The sequence below is a fragment of the Ruegeria sp. BI11 genome (assembly GCF_056538005.1).
Genome location: NZ_JBQFSM010000001.1, coordinates 446,293 through 465,440 on the forward strand (window position 1 = coordinate 446,293; position 19,148 = coordinate 465,440).

The 19,148-nt window shown below is 57.4% G+C and carries 16 protein-coding genes and 1 tRNA gene; 6 read left to right on the forward strand and 11 right to left on the reverse strand.

Annotated elements, in window-relative coordinates:
* The 3 genes from ACR0DT_RS02190 to guaB all read right to left on the reverse strand — a co-directional run bounded on the left by ACR0DT_RS02190 (position 1) and on the right by guaB (position 5,098).
* Positions 1-2,292: a hybrid sensor histidine kinase/response regulator gene (locus tag ACR0DT_RS02190; protein WP_480709176.1), complete on the reverse strand. Its 2,292-nt coding sequence runs from the start codon at positions 2,290-2,292 to the stop codon at positions 1-3.
* A gap of 104 nt (positions 2,293-2,396) precedes the next feature.
* On the reverse strand, positions 2,397-3,554 hold the full coding sequence (locus ACR0DT_RS02195; protein WP_480709177.1) for an RsmB/NOP family class I SAM-dependent RNA methyltransferase: 1,158 nt from the start codon (positions 3,552-3,554) through the stop codon (positions 2,397-2,399).
* 95 nt (positions 3,555-3,649) lie between these two features.
* Positions 3,650-5,098 (reverse strand): IMP dehydrogenase, encoded by a 1,449-nt coding sequence (gene guaB / locus ACR0DT_RS02200; RefSeq protein ID WP_480709178.1) that lies wholly within the window; start codon positions 5,096-5,098, stop codon positions 3,650-3,652.
* 218 nt (positions 5,099-5,316) lie between these two features.
* On the opposite strand from guaB, the gene ACR0DT_RS02205 reads away from it, so the two are divergent.
* Together ACR0DT_RS02205 and ACR0DT_RS02210 are read left to right on the forward strand one after the other, a co-directional pair.
* Positions 5,317-7,359 carry an ASKHA domain-containing protein gene (locus ACR0DT_RS02205; RefSeq protein ID WP_480709179.1) on the forward strand — a complete coding sequence of 681 codons (2,043 nt, stop codon included), beginning with the start codon at positions 5,317-5,319 and terminating at the stop codon, positions 7,357-7,359.
* 22 nt (positions 7,360-7,381) lie between these two features.
* Complete coding sequence (locus ACR0DT_RS02210; RefSeq protein WP_480709180.1) at positions 7,382-8,239, forward strand: class I SAM-dependent methyltransferase; 858 nt, start codon at positions 7,382-7,384, stop codon at positions 8,237-8,239.
* Between the two features lies 1 nt (position 8,240).
* Here the strand turns inward: ACR0DT_RS02210 and ACR0DT_RS02215 are convergent.
* The 5 genes from ACR0DT_RS02215 to ACR0DT_RS02235 all read right to left on the reverse strand — a co-directional run bounded on the left by ACR0DT_RS02215 (position 8,241) and on the right by ACR0DT_RS02235 (position 11,661).
* Positions 8,241-8,314, reverse strand: a tRNA-Gly gene (locus tag ACR0DT_RS02215).
* 64 nt (positions 8,315-8,378) lie between these two features.
* Positions 8,379-9,206, reverse strand: a complete 828-nt coding sequence (locus tag ACR0DT_RS02220; RefSeq protein WP_480709181.1) for a polyphosphate kinase 2 family protein — start codon at positions 9,204-9,206, stop codon at positions 8,379-8,381.
* Positions 9,207-9,337: 131 nt separating this feature from the next.
* Positions 9,338-10,402 (reverse strand): methyltetrahydrofolate cobalamin methyltransferase, encoded by a 1,065-nt coding sequence (locus ACR0DT_RS02225; protein ID WP_480709182.1) that lies wholly within the window; start codon positions 10,400-10,402, stop codon positions 9,338-9,340.
* 9 nt (positions 10,403-10,411) lie between these two features.
* On the reverse strand, positions 10,412-11,338 hold the full coding sequence (locus tag ACR0DT_RS02230) for a methylenetetrahydrofolate reductase (RefSeq protein ID WP_480709183.1): 927 nt from the start codon (positions 11,336-11,338) through the stop codon (positions 10,412-10,414).
* A 26-nt stretch (positions 11,339-11,364) separates the two neighbouring features.
* Positions 11,365-11,661: a virulence factor gene (locus ACR0DT_RS02235; protein ID WP_480693609.1), complete on the reverse strand. Its 297-nt coding sequence runs from the start codon at positions 11,659-11,661 to the stop codon at positions 11,365-11,367.
* Positions 11,662-11,902: 241 nt separating this feature from the next.
* Here ACR0DT_RS02235 and ACR0DT_RS02240 point away from each other — a divergent pair, with 241 nt between their 5' ends.
* Both ACR0DT_RS02240 and ACR0DT_RS02245 read left to right on the forward strand, forming a co-directional pair.
* Complete coding sequence (locus tag ACR0DT_RS02240; RefSeq protein WP_480709184.1) at positions 11,903-13,015, forward strand: Ppx/GppA phosphatase family protein; 1,113 nt, start codon at positions 11,903-11,905, stop codon at positions 13,013-13,015.
* Positions 13,015-13,731 carry an RlmE family RNA methyltransferase gene (locus tag ACR0DT_RS02245; RefSeq protein ID WP_480709185.1) on the forward strand — a complete coding sequence of 239 codons (717 nt, stop codon included), beginning with the start codon at positions 13,015-13,017 and terminating at the stop codon, positions 13,729-13,731. Before ACR0DT_RS02240 ends, ACR0DT_RS02245 begins: the two co-directional genes overlap by 1 nt.
* 1 nt (position 13,732) lies before the next feature.
* On the opposite strand, the gene ACR0DT_RS02250 is transcribed toward ACR0DT_RS02245, so the two are convergent.
* From ACR0DT_RS02250 to ACR0DT_RS02260, 3 genes are all read right to left on the reverse strand, one after another.
* Positions 13,733-13,921 (reverse strand): hypothetical protein, encoded by a 189-nt coding sequence (locus tag ACR0DT_RS02250; RefSeq protein WP_480709186.1) that lies wholly within the window; start codon positions 13,919-13,921, stop codon positions 13,733-13,735.
* Between the two features lie 97 nt (positions 13,922-14,018).
* Positions 14,019-15,920 carry a multiheme c-type cytochrome gene (locus tag ACR0DT_RS02255; RefSeq protein WP_480709187.1) on the reverse strand — a complete coding sequence of 634 codons (1,902 nt, stop codon included), beginning with the start codon at positions 15,918-15,920 and terminating at the stop codon, positions 14,019-14,021.
* Positions 15,917-16,783, reverse strand: a complete 867-nt coding sequence (locus tag ACR0DT_RS02260) for a YihY/virulence factor BrkB family protein (RefSeq protein ID WP_480709188.1) — start codon at positions 16,781-16,783, stop codon at positions 15,917-15,919. Before ACR0DT_RS02260 ends, ACR0DT_RS02255 begins: the two co-directional genes overlap by 4 nt.
* Positions 16,784-16,940: 157 nt before the next feature.
* Here ACR0DT_RS02260 and ACR0DT_RS02265 point away from each other — a divergent pair, with 157 nt between their 5' ends.
* Together ACR0DT_RS02265 and ACR0DT_RS02270 are read left to right on the forward strand one after the other, a co-directional pair.
* Positions 16,941-18,020 carry an AI-2E family transporter gene (locus ACR0DT_RS02265; protein WP_480709189.1) on the forward strand — a complete coding sequence of 360 codons (1,080 nt, stop codon included), beginning with the start codon at positions 16,941-16,943 and terminating at the stop codon, positions 18,018-18,020.
* A 3-nt stretch (positions 18,021-18,023) separates the two neighbouring features.
* A complete protein-coding gene (locus ACR0DT_RS02270; protein ID WP_480709190.1) occupies positions 18,024-19,133 on the forward strand; it encodes an acetoin utilization protein AcuC in 1,110 nt (369 codons plus the stop codon).
* Positions 19,134-19,148: the final 15 nt, after the last annotated feature.

The following is a 19,148-nucleotide window of genomic DNA, read 5'->3' on the forward strand; positions in this document are numbered from 1 at the left end:
TCAATTGATCTGTTGAAACACCGCTTCGGTCAGCTGATTCAATGAGAACGGTTTCGGCAGGAAAGTTGAATTCGCAATTTCCGGGCCTGAGTCGCCAAATGCCCCCTCGGTATAGCCGGACATGAAAATCACCTGAACATCGGGGCGAGTCTCCATCGCCTGACGCACCCAGGTGGGCCCATCCATTCCGGGCATAACCACATCGGTGACGAACACATCGACATTCAATGCTCCGTCCTCAAGCAGGCGCAGCGCCTCCTCGGCCGAGTCGGCCTCGAGCACGGTATAGCCCTTCAACCGCAACGCGCGGGTTGCAAAGGCACGTACCGGGGCTTCATCCTCGACCAGCAGTACAACGCCCTCGCCCTGCCTCGCGCTTTGTGTATCGGCAGCGGGCAGCGCCTCCTGAGGAATCTCCTGTGGAGCGGCTGAGACCGGGAGATAGACAATGAACTCCGTCCCATGCCCGGGAAGACTATCGACAAAGATGAAACCGCCCGTCTGCTTGACGATCCCATAAACCGTGGACAGGCCCAACCCCGTGCCTTCGCCGGTGCGTTTGGTCGTATAAAATGGTTCAAACACCTTTTGCAGCTTGTCCGCGGGGATACCGGTGCCGCTGTCGATCACTTTTACGGTCACATACTCACCCGGCTGAACTGTTGCCCGGTCGCGTGTGAAGGTTTGGTCCAACACCACCACCTCAGTTTCAATCCGAATCTCGCCACCGTCCGGCATGGCGTCGCGCGCGTTCACGACAAGGTTCATGAGCACTTGTTCAAGCTGCCGTTTATCCGCCCGAACAGGTTTCAGAACCGGATCATGGCTAAGAATCAAACGCACTTTCTCACCTACCAGCCGGTTCAGCAGATGGATCAGGTCCGAGATCGTATCCCGCAGGTCCAGTACTTCGGGCTGCAAGGTCTGTTTGCGTGAAAACGCCAGAAGCTGACTAACCAGAGCGGCAGCCCGGTTGGCATTCTGATTGATTTGAACAAGATCTCCGTAGTTCGGATCACTTTGATCGTGCCGCAAAAGCAGCAGGTCGCAATGCCCGGAAATTGCTGTCAGCAAATTGTTGAAATCGTGGGCAACACCACCAGCCAATTGCCCCACGGCCTGCATTTTTTGCCCCTGCACGAACTGCGCCTCAAGCGTCTTGAGTTCGGTTGCGTCGTTTAAAACCGCAATCAGACAAACCTGACCGTTGCTCACCACACGGTTTAAAGTGACCTGAACAAAGATCTCCTTGTCCTGTCTGGTCAGGCGCAGAAATTCGGACCGCATGGTGGGTTCCTGAGCCGCAGTGCGTTCCAGCCAATTCAGAATTGGATACCCCAATCCTTGCATGATTTCCTCGACATTGGTTTCCCCAGGCTCAATATCTCCGATCAGTTTCATGGCCAATCGGTTTGCTTCGAGAATACGACCATCTGGCGCAAGGTGCATGATCGGTACTGGTAGATCAGCAAATGACGCGGCGCTGGAAGCATGCCCGGGCTGTTCCACTGGCAACACTAGAAGGTCGCGAACAGTGCCGGACCGACCGAGTTCGCACACAGCGGCTGGAATTGAACCGCTTGATGTCTGAACTTGCACGATATCACCCTGCGCGCGCGGTTCGCCGGTCAAGATCTCATGCAGCATATCCGGTCTCTGCCCCAGCAAATGTGCTGCCGCATCATTCACCCGCAGCAACGTGCCGTTGCGCCCCTCAGTCAAAACAGGAACGCTGACGTCATCCCATTGCCCGGGCGTTTCCAGATGAAAGCGCCAGCAGAACCGATCCTGGCCAACATTGAACACTGAAACCGGAATCGTCGATCCAACGGTCACTATGTCTTCGCGGGCTTTACCATAGATTTCAGCCGACGATTGCAATCGCAGCAAAATGGCCGGAGGGTTTGCGAACCTGGATTTTAGGCAAAGTTCCAGCCGGGTGCCAGTAAACGCCTGAAACTGCGCCCGTGCCGCCGGGTTAGCGGTTAGAATTTCGCCCTGAGCGTTCGCGATCATGCAAGGGAACTGATCCTGCTCCGCAAAAACGGCCATGGTTTTAACCGCCTGCTGCGCCATATAGTCGGTGATCTTACCCCGCAGAACCACCAGGAACGACGCGGCCAATAGCGATACTCCGGCAACCGTGAACCCGGTGTGCCAGACCTCTGGTAAAAGTCCCAATACTGGCGTCAAACTCAACAGTGCGCCAATGACGATCAAAGAGGCTAGTCGCAATCCGGAGGGGATTTTCTGGAAAGACGGATCAGAGAAAACTTCCGTGGTGTCAGTCATAAACAACTCAAGTCGATGGGCTTTCGCGTAGTCAGCCCAAATAAGGTTAATGTCCGCTTAAGCGAAATCGGATACTCGTCTTAAAGTTGCTAATCTCTGACGCACTATCGCGTCAAGTGTGCAGTAAAGAAACCGTCTGCACCGTGCGAAACCAGCCACGTTTCGCGAAATGTCTCGGACCACACAGGGTTGGCGCGCAAAAATGTATCAACGACCGATCCATTTTCATCATCCAGCATGGAACACGTCGCGTAGGCCAGAACACCACCCGCAGCGACCATGGACGACACCTTGCCCAGAATGCTCGATTGGATTTCCGTAAGCTCTTGCAACCTGCTTTCAGTCAGCGCCCATTTTCCTGCGGGTGCACGCCGCCATGACCCGCTGCCCGAACACGGTGCGTCAACCAGAATAATATCGAAAGGAGCTTGTTGCTCGAACTCATCAGTCATCATGATTTGAACCTTGACGCCAGCGCGTTCCGCACGCGAGGGCAGATCGCGCATCCGATCTGCGTTCACATCGTGAGCAAATACATCTATCCCCCGATGCGCTGCCAAGGCCAACGATTTGCCGCCGCCGCCCGCGCAAAAATCCAGAACCCGCATTCCTGGACGCAATTCCAGAGCGGCGACAACGGCCTGGCTGGCAGCATCCTGAAGCTCGACCAGCCCCTCTGTATAGGCCCGGCTGCGCGCAATCTTGCGCGAACCTTCGGTCACTTCGAGGGCAGTCTCACAAACCGGATGCGCGGCCGTCTTGATACCTTCTACTGCCAATTCGGCAATCGCGGCTTGCACATCCGTTTTGGCTAAATTGACCCGCAGATGCACCGGCGCGCGATGTTGCAGGGCCTGCGCGACCGATACCGCCTGCCCCCCCAGCGAAGACTGAAATCTGGGCCAGAGCCATTCGGGAATGTCATAACGCTCGGCCTCCGTTTGAAAATCGCGCCCAAGCTCATCACTGGATAAAACCGCAGGCGCATGGCGCGCACCCGAAAACAAATCGTCGAGCACTTCGCCCGAGGCACGAACTGAACCAATCATCAAACCACGGCCGGTTTCAGCACCACCAAGCGCCGCAAAAGACCGCTTACACCGCAATGCCTCAAACACATGATCCCGAACCGCTGCTCGATCCTTGGACCCCGCAAACCGGCTGCGGCGGGCCCAGTTGGTCAAAGATTTTTCAACGGGTGTGCCCGAGAGAATCTGATCAAGGATTTCTATCGATGCCTGAATACGAGCTGCCGGGGTCATGTTGATTTCCGTTGCTATTGGCGTGGCGTGAGCAAGTGAGCCAAAAACGCAAAACGGCGCCCTGATCCAGGCGCCGCATCACGCAATGGCTGCAATTACATCACCCTGTAGTTCGGGCTTTCTCGGGTGATCTGCACGTCGTGCACGTGGCTTTCTTTCAAACCCGCGCCAGTGATTTTGACGAAATTGCAGTTCTTGCGCATCTCTTCAACCGTGGCGCAGCCGGTATAACCCATCGCCGCGCGCAGACCGCCAACCAGCTGGTGGACCACGGCGCTGGCTGAGCCTTTGTAAGGCACCTGCCCTTCAATCCCTTCAGGCACCAGCTTGTCGTTAGCGGCATCCTTTTGGAAGTAGCGATCGGCCGAGCCACGCGCCATCGCGCCAAGGCTGCCCATACCGCGATAAGATTTGAATGAACGACCCTGATACAGGATCACTTCACCTGGGCTTTCATCAGTTCCCGCAATCATCGAACCGACCATCGCACAGGATGCGCCTGCCGCAATCGCCTTGGCGAAATCGCCCGAGAATTTGATGCCGCCATCAGCAATCACCGGAACATCTCCGGCGGCTGAGGCACAGTCCATGATTGCCGTCAGCTGAGGCACCCCGACCCCGGCGACCATCCGCGTGGTACAGATCGAACCTGGCCCGATACCGACCTTGATCGCATCCGCGCCTGCGTCGATCAGCGCCTTGGTCGCTTCGCCAGTGGCCACGTTTCCTGCGATGATCTGAACTTCATTCGACAGTGTCTTGGCGCGTTTCACTGCGTCCAGAACCCCTTGCGAATGGCCATGCGCGGTATCAACCACGATGATGTCGACACCTGAATCCACCAACTGTTCTGACCGTTCAAACCCGGCATCTCCGACCGAAGTTGCCGCAGCCACACGCAACCGGCCCAGACGGTCCTTACAGGCCGTCGGGTTCAGCACCGCCTGTTCGGTGTCTTTCAAGGTCAAAAGGCCGGTCAGTTTTCCCGCACCATCAACCACCAAAAGCTTTTCAATCCGGCGGGCCCGCATCAGGCTCTTGGCCTCTTCCAAATCGGCCGGCTCTTGCAGCATCGCCAGATTGTCCGAGGTCATCATCGCCTTGATCGGCGTGTCATCCGAGGTTGCAAAACGCATATCGCGATTGGTTACGATACCAACGACGCGGCCTTCGTCATCGACCACCGGGAAGCCGGTAAAGTTATACCGCTGCACCAGCGCCTGCGCATCTGCCAGCGTCTGATCGGCCCGCAAAGTCACCGGGTTGTAGACTATCCCCGATTCAAACCGCTTGACCCGCCGCACTTCGCGGGCCTGCTCGTCCACTGTCAGGTTCTTGTGAATAACACCAATTCCACCGGCCTGTGCCATTGCAATGGCCATGCGCGCCTCGGTCACTGTGTCCATAGCCGAGCTGAGCAGTGGGATGTTCATCGTAATCTCACGGGTCACACGTGTGGTCGTGTCCGCCGTCGCAGGCAGCACCGTCGATGCCCCCGGAACCAAGAGTACGTCGTCAAAGGTGAGTGCCTCACGAATCTGCATCTTCTAACCTCATGCAAAAGCCCGTTTGGCGGTGACCCTATTACATGGATTCAGGCCAAGGAAAAGCCCCTGACCTAAACTAGTTTTCCCCTGCGGGCCGTTGCCGCGATAAAAAACGACGTTCCTTGTGCAAAACGTGCCGCGGAATGCCCTTTCCCTTTGCGCGCAAACCCATATCTTGCCCGGCATACGCGCGAATACAAAAAGGCAGGCCAGATATGACCACCGACCCCCTTGTCGTTTTTACCCCCTCGGGCAAACGCGGGCATTTCCCCGTAGGCACCCCGGTTCTGACCGCCGCCCGGCAGTTGGGCGTCGATTTGGATTCGGTCTGTGGCGGACGTGGGATCTGTTCGAAATGCCAGATCACGCCCAGCTATGGTGAGTTTCCCAAGCACGGCGTGACTGTCTCCGAAGACGCGCTAAGCGAATGGAACGCAGTCGAACAGCGCTACGACGACAAACGCGGCTTGAAAACCGGTCGCCGTTTGGGTTGTCAGGCTACGGTACAGGGCGACATCGTGATCGACGTGCCACCTGAAAGCCAGGTACACCGTCAGGTCGTTCGAAAGGCTGCCACCGCGCGTGCCATCACTATGGACCCAGCGACCCGGCTGTATTTCGTCGTCGTAGAAGAGCCCGACATGCACTCACCCACCGGTGATCTGGAACGGCTAGAGCGCGCCCTGCGCGAACAGTGGAACATCGACGCGGTCACAGCTGATCTATCGCTGATGTCCAAGCTGCAACCAGTGCTGCGCAAAGGCAAATGGGAGGCCACGGTCGCGGTCCACAAAGGCAACAAGGACTCGGTTGCACGGATCGTCGAAATCTGGCCCGGCCTGCATGAAAGCGGGTTGTATGGGCTGGCCATCGACCTTGGCTCGACCACCATTGCGGCCCACCTGACCGATCTGGAAACGGGTGAAGTAAAGGCATCTTCGGGCCTGATGAACCCACAGATCCGCTTTGGCGAAGACCTGATGAGCCGTGTGTCATATTCGATGATGAACCCCGGCGGCGATCAGGAGATGACAAAAGCCGTGCGCGAGGCGATCAATGACCTGACAACCTCGATTGCTGAAGAGGCCGGGATTGACGCGGACCTGATCGTTGAGACCGTCTTCGTCTGCAACCCGGTCATGCACCATCTGCTGCTGGGGCTAGACCCGGTTGAACTGGGTCAGGCGCCGTTTGCTCTGGCCACGTCGGAAAGCATGTCCCTGCCCGCGCGAGAAATGGACCTGACGAAAATGAACCCACGCGCGCAGGTCTATATTCTGCCCTGCATCGCGGGCCATGTCGGTGCCGACTGCGCGGCGGTGGCCCTGTCGGAAGAGCCCGGCAAGTCCGAAGACCTCGTTCTTATCGTCGATGTCGGCACCAACGCCGAGATTCTGCTGGGCAACACCAGCCGTGTTCTGGCGTGCTCCTCACCCACCGGTCCGGCGTTTGAGGGCGCTCAGATCAGCTCGGGTCAGCGCGCAGCACCCGGAGCTATTGAGCGGATCGAGATCGATCCCGTTACCAAGGAACCTCGTTTCCGCGTCATAGGATCCGATAAATGGTCCGACGAGGATGGCTTCGATCAGGACGTTGCCACTACTGGCATCACCGGCATTTGCGGTTCGGGTATCATCGAGGCGGTCGCCGAGATGCGTATAGCAGGGTTGCTGGACGAGAGCGGGTTGATCGGATCGGCCGAACAAACCGGCACCTCGCGTTGCGTGCCCGAAGGCCGTACCCATGCCTACCTGATCCACGACGCAAGCGCCGAAGGCGGCCCGCGTATCACCGTGACCCAGGGTGATATACGGGCCATCCAACTCGCCAAATCCGCGCTTTATGCAGGTGCACGCCTTCTGATGGATGTCATGGAAGTCGACAAAGTGGATCGCGTGGTTCTCGCTGGGGCGTTCGGTGCACATATTTCGACCAAACACGCGATGGTACTGGGCATGATCCCTGATGCGCCGCTGGACAAAGTCTCAAGCGCGGGCAACGCGGCAGGAACCGGTGCGCGGATTGCACTGTGCAATATCACTGCCCGGTCCGAGATCGAGCGCGTCGTGCGCAAAATCACCAAGGTTGAAACCGCGATTGAGCCCAAATTCCAGGACCACTTCGTAGCTGCAAACGCGATCCCGCACAAAACCGACCCATTCCCGGAACTGGCACAGGTGGTTACCCTGCCCTCACCTTCGTTCAATACGGGCGGGGCTGAGGAAAAGTCTGGTCGCCGTCGTCGCAGGAGGTCATAGTCGCCACAAACAGGAGGCGAAGATGGAACTGGTGAACGAAGAACAGGCAGAATATTGGGGCAATTCCGATCCAGGCACCAAGTGGCTAACTTACGAAGACCAGTTGGATCAAACCTTTGCCTCAGTTCTGGAGCTGGTTCTTACCCGCGCCGAACTTTCTACTGGCATGAGTATTCTCGACATTGGATGCGGAACGGGTGTTAGTGCCCTGACCGCAGCCTCTCTAGTCGGACCCGAAGGGCAAGTTCTAGCAGCAGACATCTCACAGCCCTTTCTGAAACGCGCTCGGTCACGTGCGGAAGAAGCTGGGCTGAACAACATCCGCTTTCAATATGCAGATGCGCAGACATTTGCCTTTCCGCAGGGCCAAATGGATGCGGCGATCTCACGCTTTGGCGTGATGTTTTTTGAGAATTCAGTGGCCGCCTTTGCCAACATTGCCCGCGCCCTAAGACCCGGAGGCCAGATGACCTTTGCCGCCTGGGGGCCTCTGGATGACAACCCATGGTTCAAGATTCCGCATCTGGCGGCTGTAAAACGGCTCGGTCGACCACCGCGTGTTGACCGATATGCACCCGGCCCTCTGGCTTTTCACGACCTAGGCCACGTGTCAGGAATGATGACACAGGCCGGATTGACTGACGTAAGGAGCGAAGCTGTGCCCATGAACCTACCCGGCTATGGCGGCGTTGAAGGTTCAGCGGCCTTATGTACACGCGTTGGCCCCGCAGCACGTGTGATTGCGCACTTCAACGGCGACGAACAGGATGTGCAAGCGATTCAGGACAGCGTTACCAAGGAATTTGGGCAGTTCCTATCCGGGCCAAAGCTGCGCATCCCGGCGGTCATCAACCTGTTTCAGGCGCGCAAATCTGAGTGATTGGAGCGGGTAGCGGGAATCGAACCCGCGCGTTCAGCTTGGGAAGCTGACAGGCTACCATTACATCATACCCGCCGCGTGGCGCTGGATAGCACCGCCGGTTGATCGACCGCAAGCGCCTTTCCATCTCAGTGGCTATTTACTCGGTTCGAGCACGCAGACTATCGATCAGGGATTGATCCACATCCAATGCCTTTGAGGCCGCATCAAGCGTGCGCTGATCCAAATGCTGCGGGCTGAGGTCGATATCCTTTGAAAAGGCATCAACAATTGCCTGCATTGCACTGATTCTTGCGTGTTTCTTATTGTTGGCCGGGATCACATGCCACGGCGCGATCTCAGTTGAGGTACGGGCCAGCATCTCATCCACGGCGACTTCAGCTTCGGCCCATCGCTCGCGGTTACGAAAATCCTCATAGGTCAATTTCCACCGCTTCATCGGGTTGCGCAGACGTTCAGTAAATCGCTCCATCTGCTCTTCTTGGGAAATGTGAAAGAACAGTTTTACGATGCGAGTGCCGTCATCCAAAAGCATACGTTCAAAATCATTGATCTCTCGATAGGCGGCGCGCCAGCGCTCTTCCGGTGTGAGTTTCTCGATCCGTTCGACCAGTACCCTGCCATACCAACTGCGGTCAAAGGCCGAGATCGCGCCCTGCGGTGGCAACCTCTCCCAGAACCGCAACAGATAGTGACGGTTCAGATAGTAGTTCCGGGGCGCCCCGATCGGCCATACTTTGAAGCTACGCGGATCCAAAGCCTGACTTACCCGCCGGATCGTTCCGCCCTTGCCAGCCGCGTCCCAGCCTTCAAAAACCAGCACTCCCTTGGTCCCATGAAACAGAAACGCCTGTTGGATCAGTGCCAACTGCGCCTGCAGCTCGGTCAGTTTCTTGAAATACGCCTGCTTGCCCAGTTTCAGGCTCAGGTCCGCATCCGCGAGTTTAGGAGGGTGATGTCTGGTCATGATTGCGCTGTTCCCTGGTCATCTGTCTCAGACAGTCTGACTCGCCACCCCAAAGCGGGCCTTGATCGGTATCAAGAACGAAAAAGGCCGAGCACACGGCCCGGCCTTATCAACTTTCTGGGGCTTCCTGATCAGGAGGCGCGACGACGACGGCCACCACCGCGACGGCCACCAGCTGCACCTGCGGCACCCGCCTCGTCCGGTGCTTTGTTAAACCGGATCCACTCACCACCATGCGGGTCGTTGTTGGTCAGCAAGTTGGCGGCACGGATGGCCTCCATCTCTTTGCCCGCGCGCGGCATGGTCGAGCCCAGACCGAACATCTGGACGAATGCCTCGTCATCCATACCTTCGGGCAGGATTATGCCAGCGGCGGCAACCTGTTCCTTCTTCTCGGCAATCTTCTTCTGCGTCGTCGGCAGAGCCACCGGGTTCATGATCGCCGAGGTCATGCCAGCGCCCATTGCCATCGGCAGGAAGGCGTTGTTGATACCGTGACGGTTTGGCAGACCGAACGAGATGTTGGACGCACCGCATGTGGTGTTCACACCCAGTTCCTCGCGCAGACGACGGACCAACGCAAACACCTGCTGACCAGCAGTCGCCATCGCTCCGATGGGCATGACCAGTGGATCGACGACAATGTCATGCGCCGGAATGCCGTAATCAGCAGCGCGTTCTACGATGGTCTTGGCCACGGCAAAACGCACGTCGGGGTCTTCCGAAATCCCGGTGTCATCATTCGAGATCGCCACGACCGGCACGTTGTACTTCTTGACTAGCGGCAGAACCAGCTCCAGACGCTCTTCCTCGCCGGTAACCGAGTTCAGCAGCGGACGGCCCTCAGCCGCTTCAAGCCCGGCTTCCAACGCACCGGGAACCGACGAGTCGATGCATAGCGGCACTTCGACTAGGCCCTGCACCAGCTCGACGATCTTGCGCATCAGCGGCGGCTCGGTCTCGTTCGGGTTGGGGTTCGAGTTGTACACAACACCCGCGTTAATATCCAGAACGGTCGCGCCTGCCATAACCTGCGCCAGCGCGTCTTTCTCAACGGTCGAGAAATCGCCTGCTTCCAGTTCAGCAGCCAGTTTCTTGCGGCCTGTCGGGTTGATCCGTTCACCGATCACGCAGAACGGTTCGTCAAAGCCCAGGACGGCGGTTTTTGTTTTTGATTCTACGACTGTACGGGTCATGTCCGTTCCTTAGGAGTTTGCAGGCTTTGCCGAAGCTCCGCCGTTGTTGATAGCCCAGTTGGCGTTGGTTTTGATGCCGCCTAGCGGGAAGAAATGCACGTTGGTGATGTTGAAATCGGGGTTGGCCGCCTTGTGGTTAGCCAGTTCGGTCAAAACATCAGTCGGCTCATAAGGCAGCAGCAGTTTGGAGACATCCATGGCGCGCTTCTGCAGAACCTTGAGTGATGGGCCAACGCCGCAAGCGATGGCGAATTTGATCAGGGTCTGCAGCTTGGCAGGGCCTGCAATACCAATGTGGATCGGCAGATCGATGCCCGCCTCTTTCAGGTTGTCGGCCCATGCGATGATCGGCTTGGCATCAAAGGCAAACTGAGTCGCCAAAGCCATTTCCGCGTCGGTGGTTTCCGAAAACTTCTGTTTCCAGCGCAGCGCGTCGTCGACATTCTTGGTCGAGCCATCCGGATCGATATCCTTGTTGCCCTCGGGGTGACCTGCAACGTGCAGACGCTTGAAGCCTGCCTTGTCGAACAGACCGGTCTCCAGCAGTTGCATCGAGCTGTCGAATTCGCCGTGTGGCTTGGCGACGCCACCTGCCAGCAGCAGTGCCTGATCTACACCTGCTTCGCCTTGATACATGGAGATCCAGTTCTCCAGCGTCGCCGCATCCTTGATGATCCGCGACGGGAAGTGCGGCATGACCGGATATCCCTCGGCCGCGATCCGCTTGGCAGTCTTGACCATGTCCTCGATGGGCGTGCCTTCGATATGGGCGATGTAAACGCGTGTGCCTTCGGGCAGCAGCGCGCGGAAATCCTCGACCTTCTCGGCGGTGCGCGGCATCACCTCGATCGAATAGCCCTGCAAAAAGGCTTCGACGGTCGGGTTCACAGGGCCGTTTTCGACCGTGTCACGTTTCTTGAAGTTCAGCAAAGCCATTGCGGCCTCCCATATAGTTCTGGGGCTCATGCCCAACCGTCATTGGCGATCAGAGCCTTGATACGGTCCTGATCGTATTCCGTTTCCAAACGCGTGGCCTCAGCCTCGGCAATCTCGGACGGGTCGCCCTCAACTGCAAAGGGTTCGGCTTTGCGCCATTCGGCCAGATAGGCATCACTGTCCTTGGCGTTCACCTTCATCGCAGCCCGGTCGATCGCTTGTTCGAACCGTTCCTCCAACTGCCGCTTTGCGCCACGACGGCCCTTGCCGACGATGACTTGGGCGGGAATATCGCGCCAGTATACGATGGTGACGTCAGGCATTGCCGTTGATTCCTCCTAACCAGATGGATCGGTTCTAGACTTCTATATGGGTCAAAGTCGGTCGATTTTCGACACAAGCAGTCTTTCAAACGACGTTTTTGTCCACCACAGGATACGGCGCTTGTACTCAATTATCGCGCAAACGCGCACATCAAAATACTCATCACTTTAATGAGCGTCTTGCACGAAACATTTGGCCGACCTATGGTCGGGGTAACTCGAAAATCGGAGGGCGTTAAAGATGGCGCCCAAGCGTCCCAAAGGTGCGGGCGCGTTCCCCAAGGCGGTCGAAAGCCCCGCGCCGGCAAGACCCGATCCAGATGCGTTATATGCGGCGCTGGATCTGGGAACAAATAGCTGCCGCATGTTGATAGCCCAGCCCAAGGGCAGCGGGTTTCATGTGGTGGACAGCTTTTCCAAATCCGTGCAACTGGGCGCGGGGCTGGAACGGACCGGACGGCTGTCTCGGTCTTCGATGGCACGCACCATTCAAGCGCTGCGAATCTGCCAGCAAAAACTCAAACGAAACAAGGTCAAACGGATGCGTCTGGTCGCGACCGAGGCCTGTCGACGCGCCAAGAATTCGCGCGATTTCATACGGCAAGTAAAACGCGAGACCGGCCTGCCCCTAGAAATCATTCAGCCCGAGGAAGAGGCCCGTCTGGCCGTGATCTCTTGCGCGCCGTTGGTGTCGACCAAGACTGAACAACTTCTGGTCGTGGATATCGGTGGCGGCTCGACCGAGTTGGTGTGGATCGACATCTCATCCGTGCCGCGTCGGGATCGTCCAGCGGCGATCATGCGGCTGCACCACGGGTTTCATACGGCCGACAGCCCTTTTCCGGCAGCCAAAGTGGTGGACTGGATCAGCGTCCCGCTGGGCGTGGCCACGCTGCGCGATCAGTTCAATGATGTCGAAGACGACTCGGCCCGATTTGCGCTGATGAGCTGGTTCTTTGAAGAGAATCTGGCCGATTTTGCTCCCTATAAGGACGAACAAGCGCGCGAAGGGTTTCAGATCGTCGGCACAAGTGGCACCGTGACGACCGTGGCCGCCTCGCACCTGGGGCTAAAACGCTATGACCGGACCAAAGTGGACGGTCTGCGCATGACCAGCGATCAGATTGACAAAGTCATACGAGGATACTTAGAACTCGGCCCACTGGGGCGGCGGCGAGATCCGCGTATCGGCGATGACCGGCAGGCCCTTATCATGTCCGGCTCAGCCATTTTGCAGGCTTTGTTACGCTGCTGGCCCACTGACCGCCTTTCCGTGGCGGACCGTGGGCTGCGCGAAGGCCTGCTTTATGCGCAGATGAGCGCGGACGGTGTATTGGAAGACGGACCGTTCTGATGGCGAAGACACCAAGTGGCAAAAACAATTCGGGTCGCGGGCAACGCGACCTGAAGGTTAAGGTCAAGACGGCGCGCGGGCGCAAGCTCAGCTCGACCCGCTGGCTCGAACGGCAGCTGAACGACCCGTACGTGAAACGTGCGCAGGCCGAAGGATACCGTGGGCGCGCGGCGTTCAAGATTCTGGAACTGGATGACAAGTTCCGTTTCCTCGTCCCCGGCGCGCGTGTCGTCGATTTGGGCTGCGCACCGGGTGGTTGGCTGCAAGTCGCCGTCAAACGCGTAAATGCGCTGGGTGAGCGGTCCGGCAAACGAATCGGCACGGTTCTGGGCGTCGACCTGCAAGAGGTTGAACCTGTTGCAGGTGCCGAGGCGCATGTGCTGGACTTCATGGAAGATGACGCCGACGAAAAGGTCAAAACTTGGCTGGGCGGCAAAGCCGATGTTGTTATGTCTGACATGGCGGCAGCGTCATCCGGGCATAAGCAAACCGATCACCTGCGGATCATGGCATTGTGTGAAACCGCGGCCTATTTCGCCTTTGACGTTCTGGAAGAAGGCGGCACCTTTGTCGCCAAGGTTTTGGCCGGAGGTGCCGAAGGCGATCTGCAAAAACTGCTGAAGCAAAAGTTCGAAAAAGTGGCGAACGTAAAACCGCCTGCATCACGATCGGACAGTTCCGAAAAATTTGTTGTCGCCACGGGGTTCCGGGGCTGACTTAATCGTCAAGCCAGCTTCGATCACCGGTCAGAAATTGTTCGCGCAGCGACGCAGCAGCTGTACGTTGAAGCAGCAGGGCTTCACCATGGTTGATATATTCCGGCTTTTTGGCCTGAAGATCGGCAATCCTTTGGTTCAGCGACAATGGGTTTTGCAGCTGCGACGTATGCACCGGTTTGTCAGCCATTGGTCACCTCCGGGTCTGGTGGCATTTTCACCTTGCCCCTTCGTTAACCGAGAAATTTGCCGGGATCGTGGCCAAAAACAGACCTCCCCATGCCGGATCACGGGGTCAGCTGAGCCTTGAGTTGCAGCAATCCTGGATCTTGGGGCAGTTTCTCCAGCCCTTCTTGCAGCACATTGCGCGCGGCCTCTAGCCCTCGGTTGATCTGGGCCAATTGCACCAACATTGGCCACGCTTCGGCGCGCTGCGGGTCCAAGGTAACAACCTCGCGAAAGGCGCGCTCGGCAGCTGGCGCGTTGCGGAACGTCAATGCCATACCACCCAGAACGAGGTGAGTTTCAGGGAAATCCAGACGGTTCCCGATAGATCCCTGCCATTCATCCATACTCTGGGCCAATTGTGTCTGCTGGTCCGGTGTCAGCGCCTGAGCCGGGATGTTCAGGAACTCTTTGGCGGCCGAAATACGAACGTTTCGCATCGGGTCCGACAGCAACGGCTCAAGCCGCCCCACCTGATCCGGCAGCACCGCTTGACGTTGCAGCGGTGCTGCGTTGGCGCGAACCAATGGATCAGTATCTGTCAGCAAAGGTGCGGTTTTCGCCGCAACTTCGGCCGAAGCGAAGGGTTGCAACAGATACGCCGCAGTAGCCCGCACGATGCCAGCCATGTTCGGATCGGTCGTAATGCCCAGCAGAGCATCAGGCCCATCGGCCTGTCCACTCAAGGCGGCCTGAAACGTTGTCCCGAAATGCGCGCCGCGGTGAGAAGAATCGGGGAACCACCCTTCGATTTGTTGCGCGGCCCACACCTGATCTTCGGTCTGATGGCAATCGGTGCAGGCATCCTGTCCCAACCCCAGATCGGGACGCGGGATGCGGAAGCTATGATCACGCCGCCAGTCGACGCCCATATAGACACGCTCTATCATATGGCAGGACACGCACTGAGCACCTGCGCTTTCGTCCGGGTGATGATGATGCGCAGGTGAATCATACTCCTTGGCCGTCAGGGTCGGGAAATCGGGGTTTCCTGCCGGTGAATGGCACTGGGTACATACGCCGTTGCCCTCGGCCTTCAGCTCGGCGCTGTGCGGGTCGTGGCAATTCATGCAGCCGACGCTCTGCGCATACATCTTGGATTGAAGGAACGAGCCGTAGACGTAGACTTCGTCCATAATCTGGCCGTCCGGGTGATATAGACCAGGACGCAGCACCGACAGGTTATAAGCATCATGATAGGGCGTTCCGGGGACCGGATTGCCATCACCATGCGCCTCACGTCGGGAGTGACAACCGGCGCACTGCTGGATTTCTGCTTCGGTCCGACCTTTGCCCCAATCCATAGTGAACCCAAACTCACTTAGATTGGCACCGGTGCTTTCGCCTTGCGTCCAGTCGATATGAGCCGAGGACGGGCCATGACAGGCCTCGCACCCTACCCCAATCTCAGCCTGAACCGAGCTATAGCTACGGGTCTGTCCGTCGTAATTCTTTTCAAATCCGGTTGCGTGACATTCAGCACAACGAGCGTTCCAGTTTTTATACGGTCCGGTCCAATGCAGACCATCATCCGGCGGAAGATCCTGATCGGGATAGAGGTGATACCAGCGTTGTTCCTCTGCATCCCAAACCACATCGAAACTCTGCAACCGGCCGGGATCGGTTTCGAATAGGTATTGCTGCAAGGGCTCAATGCCGACCACCGAATGCAGATCATAAAGGGTCGTGGCGCCGTCCATTTCAGTCACGCGGGCCTGCAAAGCATCGCCTGTCTGAATGAACTCGGTCGACATGCCTTCATGGTCAAACCGAGTGCCGTCGAAATCGGCCACGACATGACCGTCCTCCACCCTAGTCCAGGCCAAAGCATGATGGGACTTAGACCAGGCTTCAACCTCGGCCGTATGACACTCGATACATTGATCCGAGCCCACATACGTAGGCGATTGGGCAAACGCACACACTGGCGCGAACAGCCCGAGAAGAAACGCTGCTGTTTTCACGCCGCCTGCCCGTTCAAATCACTCTGCATATCCATCAAAGCACCGTTGTATTCGGCACCAAGGATTAGGATCGCAGCACACAGATACAGAAAAATCAGCGCCGCCATCGCCCCAGCCAACCCCGCATAGGTGGCGCTGTAAGATGCGAACTGCGCAATATAAACCGAAAACCCCCAACCGCCAGCGGCCCAGAGGGCCAGCGTCAGTAGGACGCCCGGCAAAATCTGCCGTAACTTGTGCCGCCCCGTCGGCAAGACCAGATGTGCCAGCAGAACCACACCCGCAGGAACGGCCACCGTGAACGTCCAGCGCAGGCGATCCACCGACAACCAATCGGACACGTTCACATCCGTCTTCTCGGACACCAGTTTCGTGTAGACCGGAAGCACAACTTCGACTGCGGCGATAATCATGATGGTGACGCCTCCAACAATGACCAGCCCAAGACATAGCAAACGCGTTTTCCAGAACGGCCAGCTGTCATGATCATGGTAAGCTTGGTTCATTGCCTTCCGCACAGCCAATACCCCATTCGAGGCAAAGAACACCGCCAGCAAACCACCCAGAGTGATCACACCCGAGCCGGACTCGGACAGAACCGAGCGCAACTCGGCCACGATCGGCCCGGCAACATCCTTGGGCCAAGCGCCAAATATCAATTCGATCAATTCGTTAGTGACGTAATCCTGAGAAAGCGACCCGGCCAGGGCGACGGTGAACAACGCAAAAGGGAAAAGCGCCAACATCAATGACATGGCTACATGGCTGCTCATGACAAAGCCGTTCTTGGCGTCAAAGCGGACAATGGCCACCCAAAGTGCCTGAACCGGCCTACTAAGATAGGGAATCACACGCGTGCTCATTCCCAAAGACTAACCCGCCAGCGACATGCAAAGAACCGGCAATCCGGGGATGTACGCAAATAATCTCTGACAAATGTCTGGGCGCATTGCATAATCCGGCCCTGCTGTGCAGGATCAACCACACGCGCTAAACGCAATTCCCGAAACAGGCCTAGCTATGACACCGGAGAAAGAAGAGACACAGACAAAGCTGAAACTGTCGGTTGTCCGCGACGTGTCGATTGTGGCCACGCTGGTGGTGCTTGGGCTATACGCAGGTTCGGCGTTTCTGATCCCGCTGACGATGGCCTTGCTGGTCAACGTCCTGATCATCGCGCTCAGCGACCGGATCATCGCCCTGACGCGCATGCCGGTGTGGCTGGCCAATCTTGCCGGTGTCACTGTCGTTTTGGCCGGTTTGTTCGTGATCATGTATATTCTGGGCAGTCAGGCCACTCAATTCGCCCGCACGATCGGCACTTACGAAAACCAGTTCGACGAAACCGTCAGCCGCGTCACCGGGTGGGTTGGCAATGACGTGACCACGTTTATCCGCGACAACCTGATCAACATCGACATGTCTTATATTGCGCGTGTTCTTTTGGGCAGCGCAACATCACTGCTGAACCAGTTTTTCCTGATCAGCCTTTATGTCGCCTTCCTGATGGCCGAGAGACTGGCCTTTCGTAAAAAAATCCAACTTGCCGCAGGCGATCCCAAGACAGGTATCGAGTTCGCTGCCATTCTGGATGCAATCTCATTCAGTCTGCAACGCTATGTCGGGGTGAAAACCCTGATCAGCCTGATTACGGCGACCATCAGTTACTCTGTCTTCAAGATACTGGGGCTGGAGTTCGCTGAAACCTGGGCGGTGCTGACCTTTGCACTGAACTTCATCCCATCTATCGGTTCAATCATCGCGGTGATCTTTCCATCTTTGATCGCATTGGTTCAGTTCGAAAGTATCGGGCCATTTCTGGTGATCATATTGGGCTGCGGCACGATTCAATTCCTGATCGGTAACTTCCTGGACCCCGCATTTCTGGGGCGTTCGCTGAACATGTCGACATTCTTGGTCATCCTGGCGCTGATGTTCTGGACCACGATCTGGGGCCTGATCGGGGCGTTCCTCAGTGTGCCCCTAACAGTCTGCATCCTGATCGTGTTCAGCCATATTCCGGCTCTGCGTCCGGTTGCAATCCTGATGTCCCTAGACGGACGATTGGGGGAAGATACCCGCCCTACTGGCGCTAGTTAGACGATGCACGCGCCTCTGTTCATCGGATCGGAAATTTATCGCAGCTCGACCTATGGCTCAAAACACCCGTTAGCCATCCCGCGCGTGTCCACCGTCATTGATCTGTGCCGGGCTCAGGGTTGGTTAACGAGCACGAATTATCGCGTCAGCCCCTGCGCGAAACCCGCAGCTCTTACTGCGTTTCACACGCCGGACTATATAGAAGCCCTGCAGCAGGCCGAGCGAGATCAGGCGGTATCTGACGAGACGCGTGAAAAATACGCGCTGGGCACCCTGTCGAACCCGGTATTCGCTGAAATGTATCGACGTCCTGCGACCGCCGCTGGTGGTTCCATCTTGGGCGCAGAACTGATCCGGGATGGTGGTATCGTCTACAGCCCCGCCGGCGGCACGCATCACGGCCTGCCGAACCGCGCCAACGGGTTTTGCTATCTGAACGACCCGGTTCTTGCGATCCTGACCTTGCTAAAAAGCGGCCTCGACCGGATCGTCTATATTGATATCGACGCGCACCATTGCGACGGGGTCGAGACCGCCTTCCACGGCTCGACCAAGGTTCGCATGATATCGGTTCATGAGGCGCGCCGCTGGCCGTTCAGCGGTACTTTAACGGACGATGCGGGTGGTGCCGCGTTCAACCTTCCCGTTGGACGTAATCTGAATGATGATGAGTTCTATGCGATCCTAGATCAGCTCATCCTGCCCGCGACCGCATCATTCGAACCTCAGGCTATCGTGTTGCAATGCGGCGCGGATGCGGTGGCCGAAGACCCGCTATCGCGCCTGACGCTTTCGAACAACGCCCATTGGCGCGCGGTTGCAAGCCTGCGCGATATGGCTCCACGGCTGCTTGTTCTCGGCGGCGGAGGATACAACCCTTGGTCCGTTGCACGGCTGTGGAGCGGTGTTTGGGCGACCCTGAACGGGATCGACGTACCTGTCGCGTTAAACTCAAAGGTGCAAACAGTGCTGAGTGACCTGACCTGGAGCCGTGCTGCCGGAAAACGCCCCCCACGACACTGGTTCGAGACTCTGCGCGACAAGCCAATCCACGGAGAAATCCGCCCTGAATTAAGAGCCGACTTGCAACTTCTTTCGCATCGGATTTCATAGTGGATCGGTGGGGAC

Bases quoted from the DNA above. Each gene is read 5' to 3' on its own strand.
- ACR0DT_RS02190 (WP_480709176.1), bottom strand. From the start codon at position 2,292: ATGACTGACACCACGGAAGTTTTCTCTGATCCGTCTTTCCAGAAAATC.
- ACR0DT_RS02195 (WP_480709177.1), bottom strand. From the start codon at position 3,554: ATGACCCCGGCAGCTCGTATTCAGGCATCGATAGAAATCCTTGATCAG.
- guaB (WP_480709178.1), bottom strand. From the start codon at position 5,098: ATGCAGATTCGTGAGGCACTCACCTTTGACGACGTACTCTTGGTTCCG.
- ACR0DT_RS02205 (WP_480709179.1), top strand. From the start codon at position 5,317: ATGACCACCGACCCCCTTGTCGTTTTTACCCCCTCGGGCAAACGCGGG.
- ACR0DT_RS02210 (WP_480709180.1), top strand. From the start codon at position 7,382: ATGGAACTGGTGAACGAAGAACAGGCAGAATATTGGGGCAATTCCGAT.
- ACR0DT_RS02220 (WP_480709181.1), bottom strand. From the start codon at position 9,206: ATGACCAGACATCACCCTCCTAAACTCGCGGATGCGGACCTGAGCCTG.
- ACR0DT_RS02225 (WP_480709182.1), bottom strand. From the start codon at position 10,402: ATGACCCGTACAGTCGTAGAATCAAAAACAAAAACCGCCGTCCTGGGC.
- ACR0DT_RS02230 (WP_480709183.1), bottom strand. From the start codon at position 11,338: ATGGCTTTGCTGAACTTCAAGAAACGTGACACGGTCGAAAACGGCCCT.
- ACR0DT_RS02235 (WP_480693609.1), bottom strand. From the start codon at position 11,661: ATGCCTGACGTCACCATCGTATACTGGCGCGATATTCCCGCCCAAGTC.
- ACR0DT_RS02240 (WP_480709184.1), top strand. From the start codon at position 11,903: ATGGCGCCCAAGCGTCCCAAAGGTGCGGGCGCGTTCCCCAAGGCGGTC.
- ACR0DT_RS02245 (WP_480709185.1), top strand. From the start codon at position 13,015: ATGGCGAAGACACCAAGTGGCAAAAACAATTCGGGTCGCGGGCAACGC.
- ACR0DT_RS02250 (WP_480709186.1), bottom strand. From the start codon at position 13,921: ATGGCTGACAAACCGGTGCATACGTCGCAGCTGCAAAACCCATTGTCG.
- ACR0DT_RS02260 (WP_480709188.1), bottom strand. From the start codon at position 16,783: ATGAGCACGCGTGTGATTCCCTATCTTAGTAGGCCGGTTCAGGCACTT.
- ACR0DT_RS02265 (WP_480709189.1), top strand. From the start codon at position 16,941: ATGACACCGGAGAAAGAAGAGACACAGACAAAGCTGAAACTGTCGGTT.
- ACR0DT_RS02270 (WP_480709190.1), top strand. From the start codon at position 18,024: ATGCACGCGCCTCTGTTCATCGGATCGGAAATTTATCGCAGCTCGACC.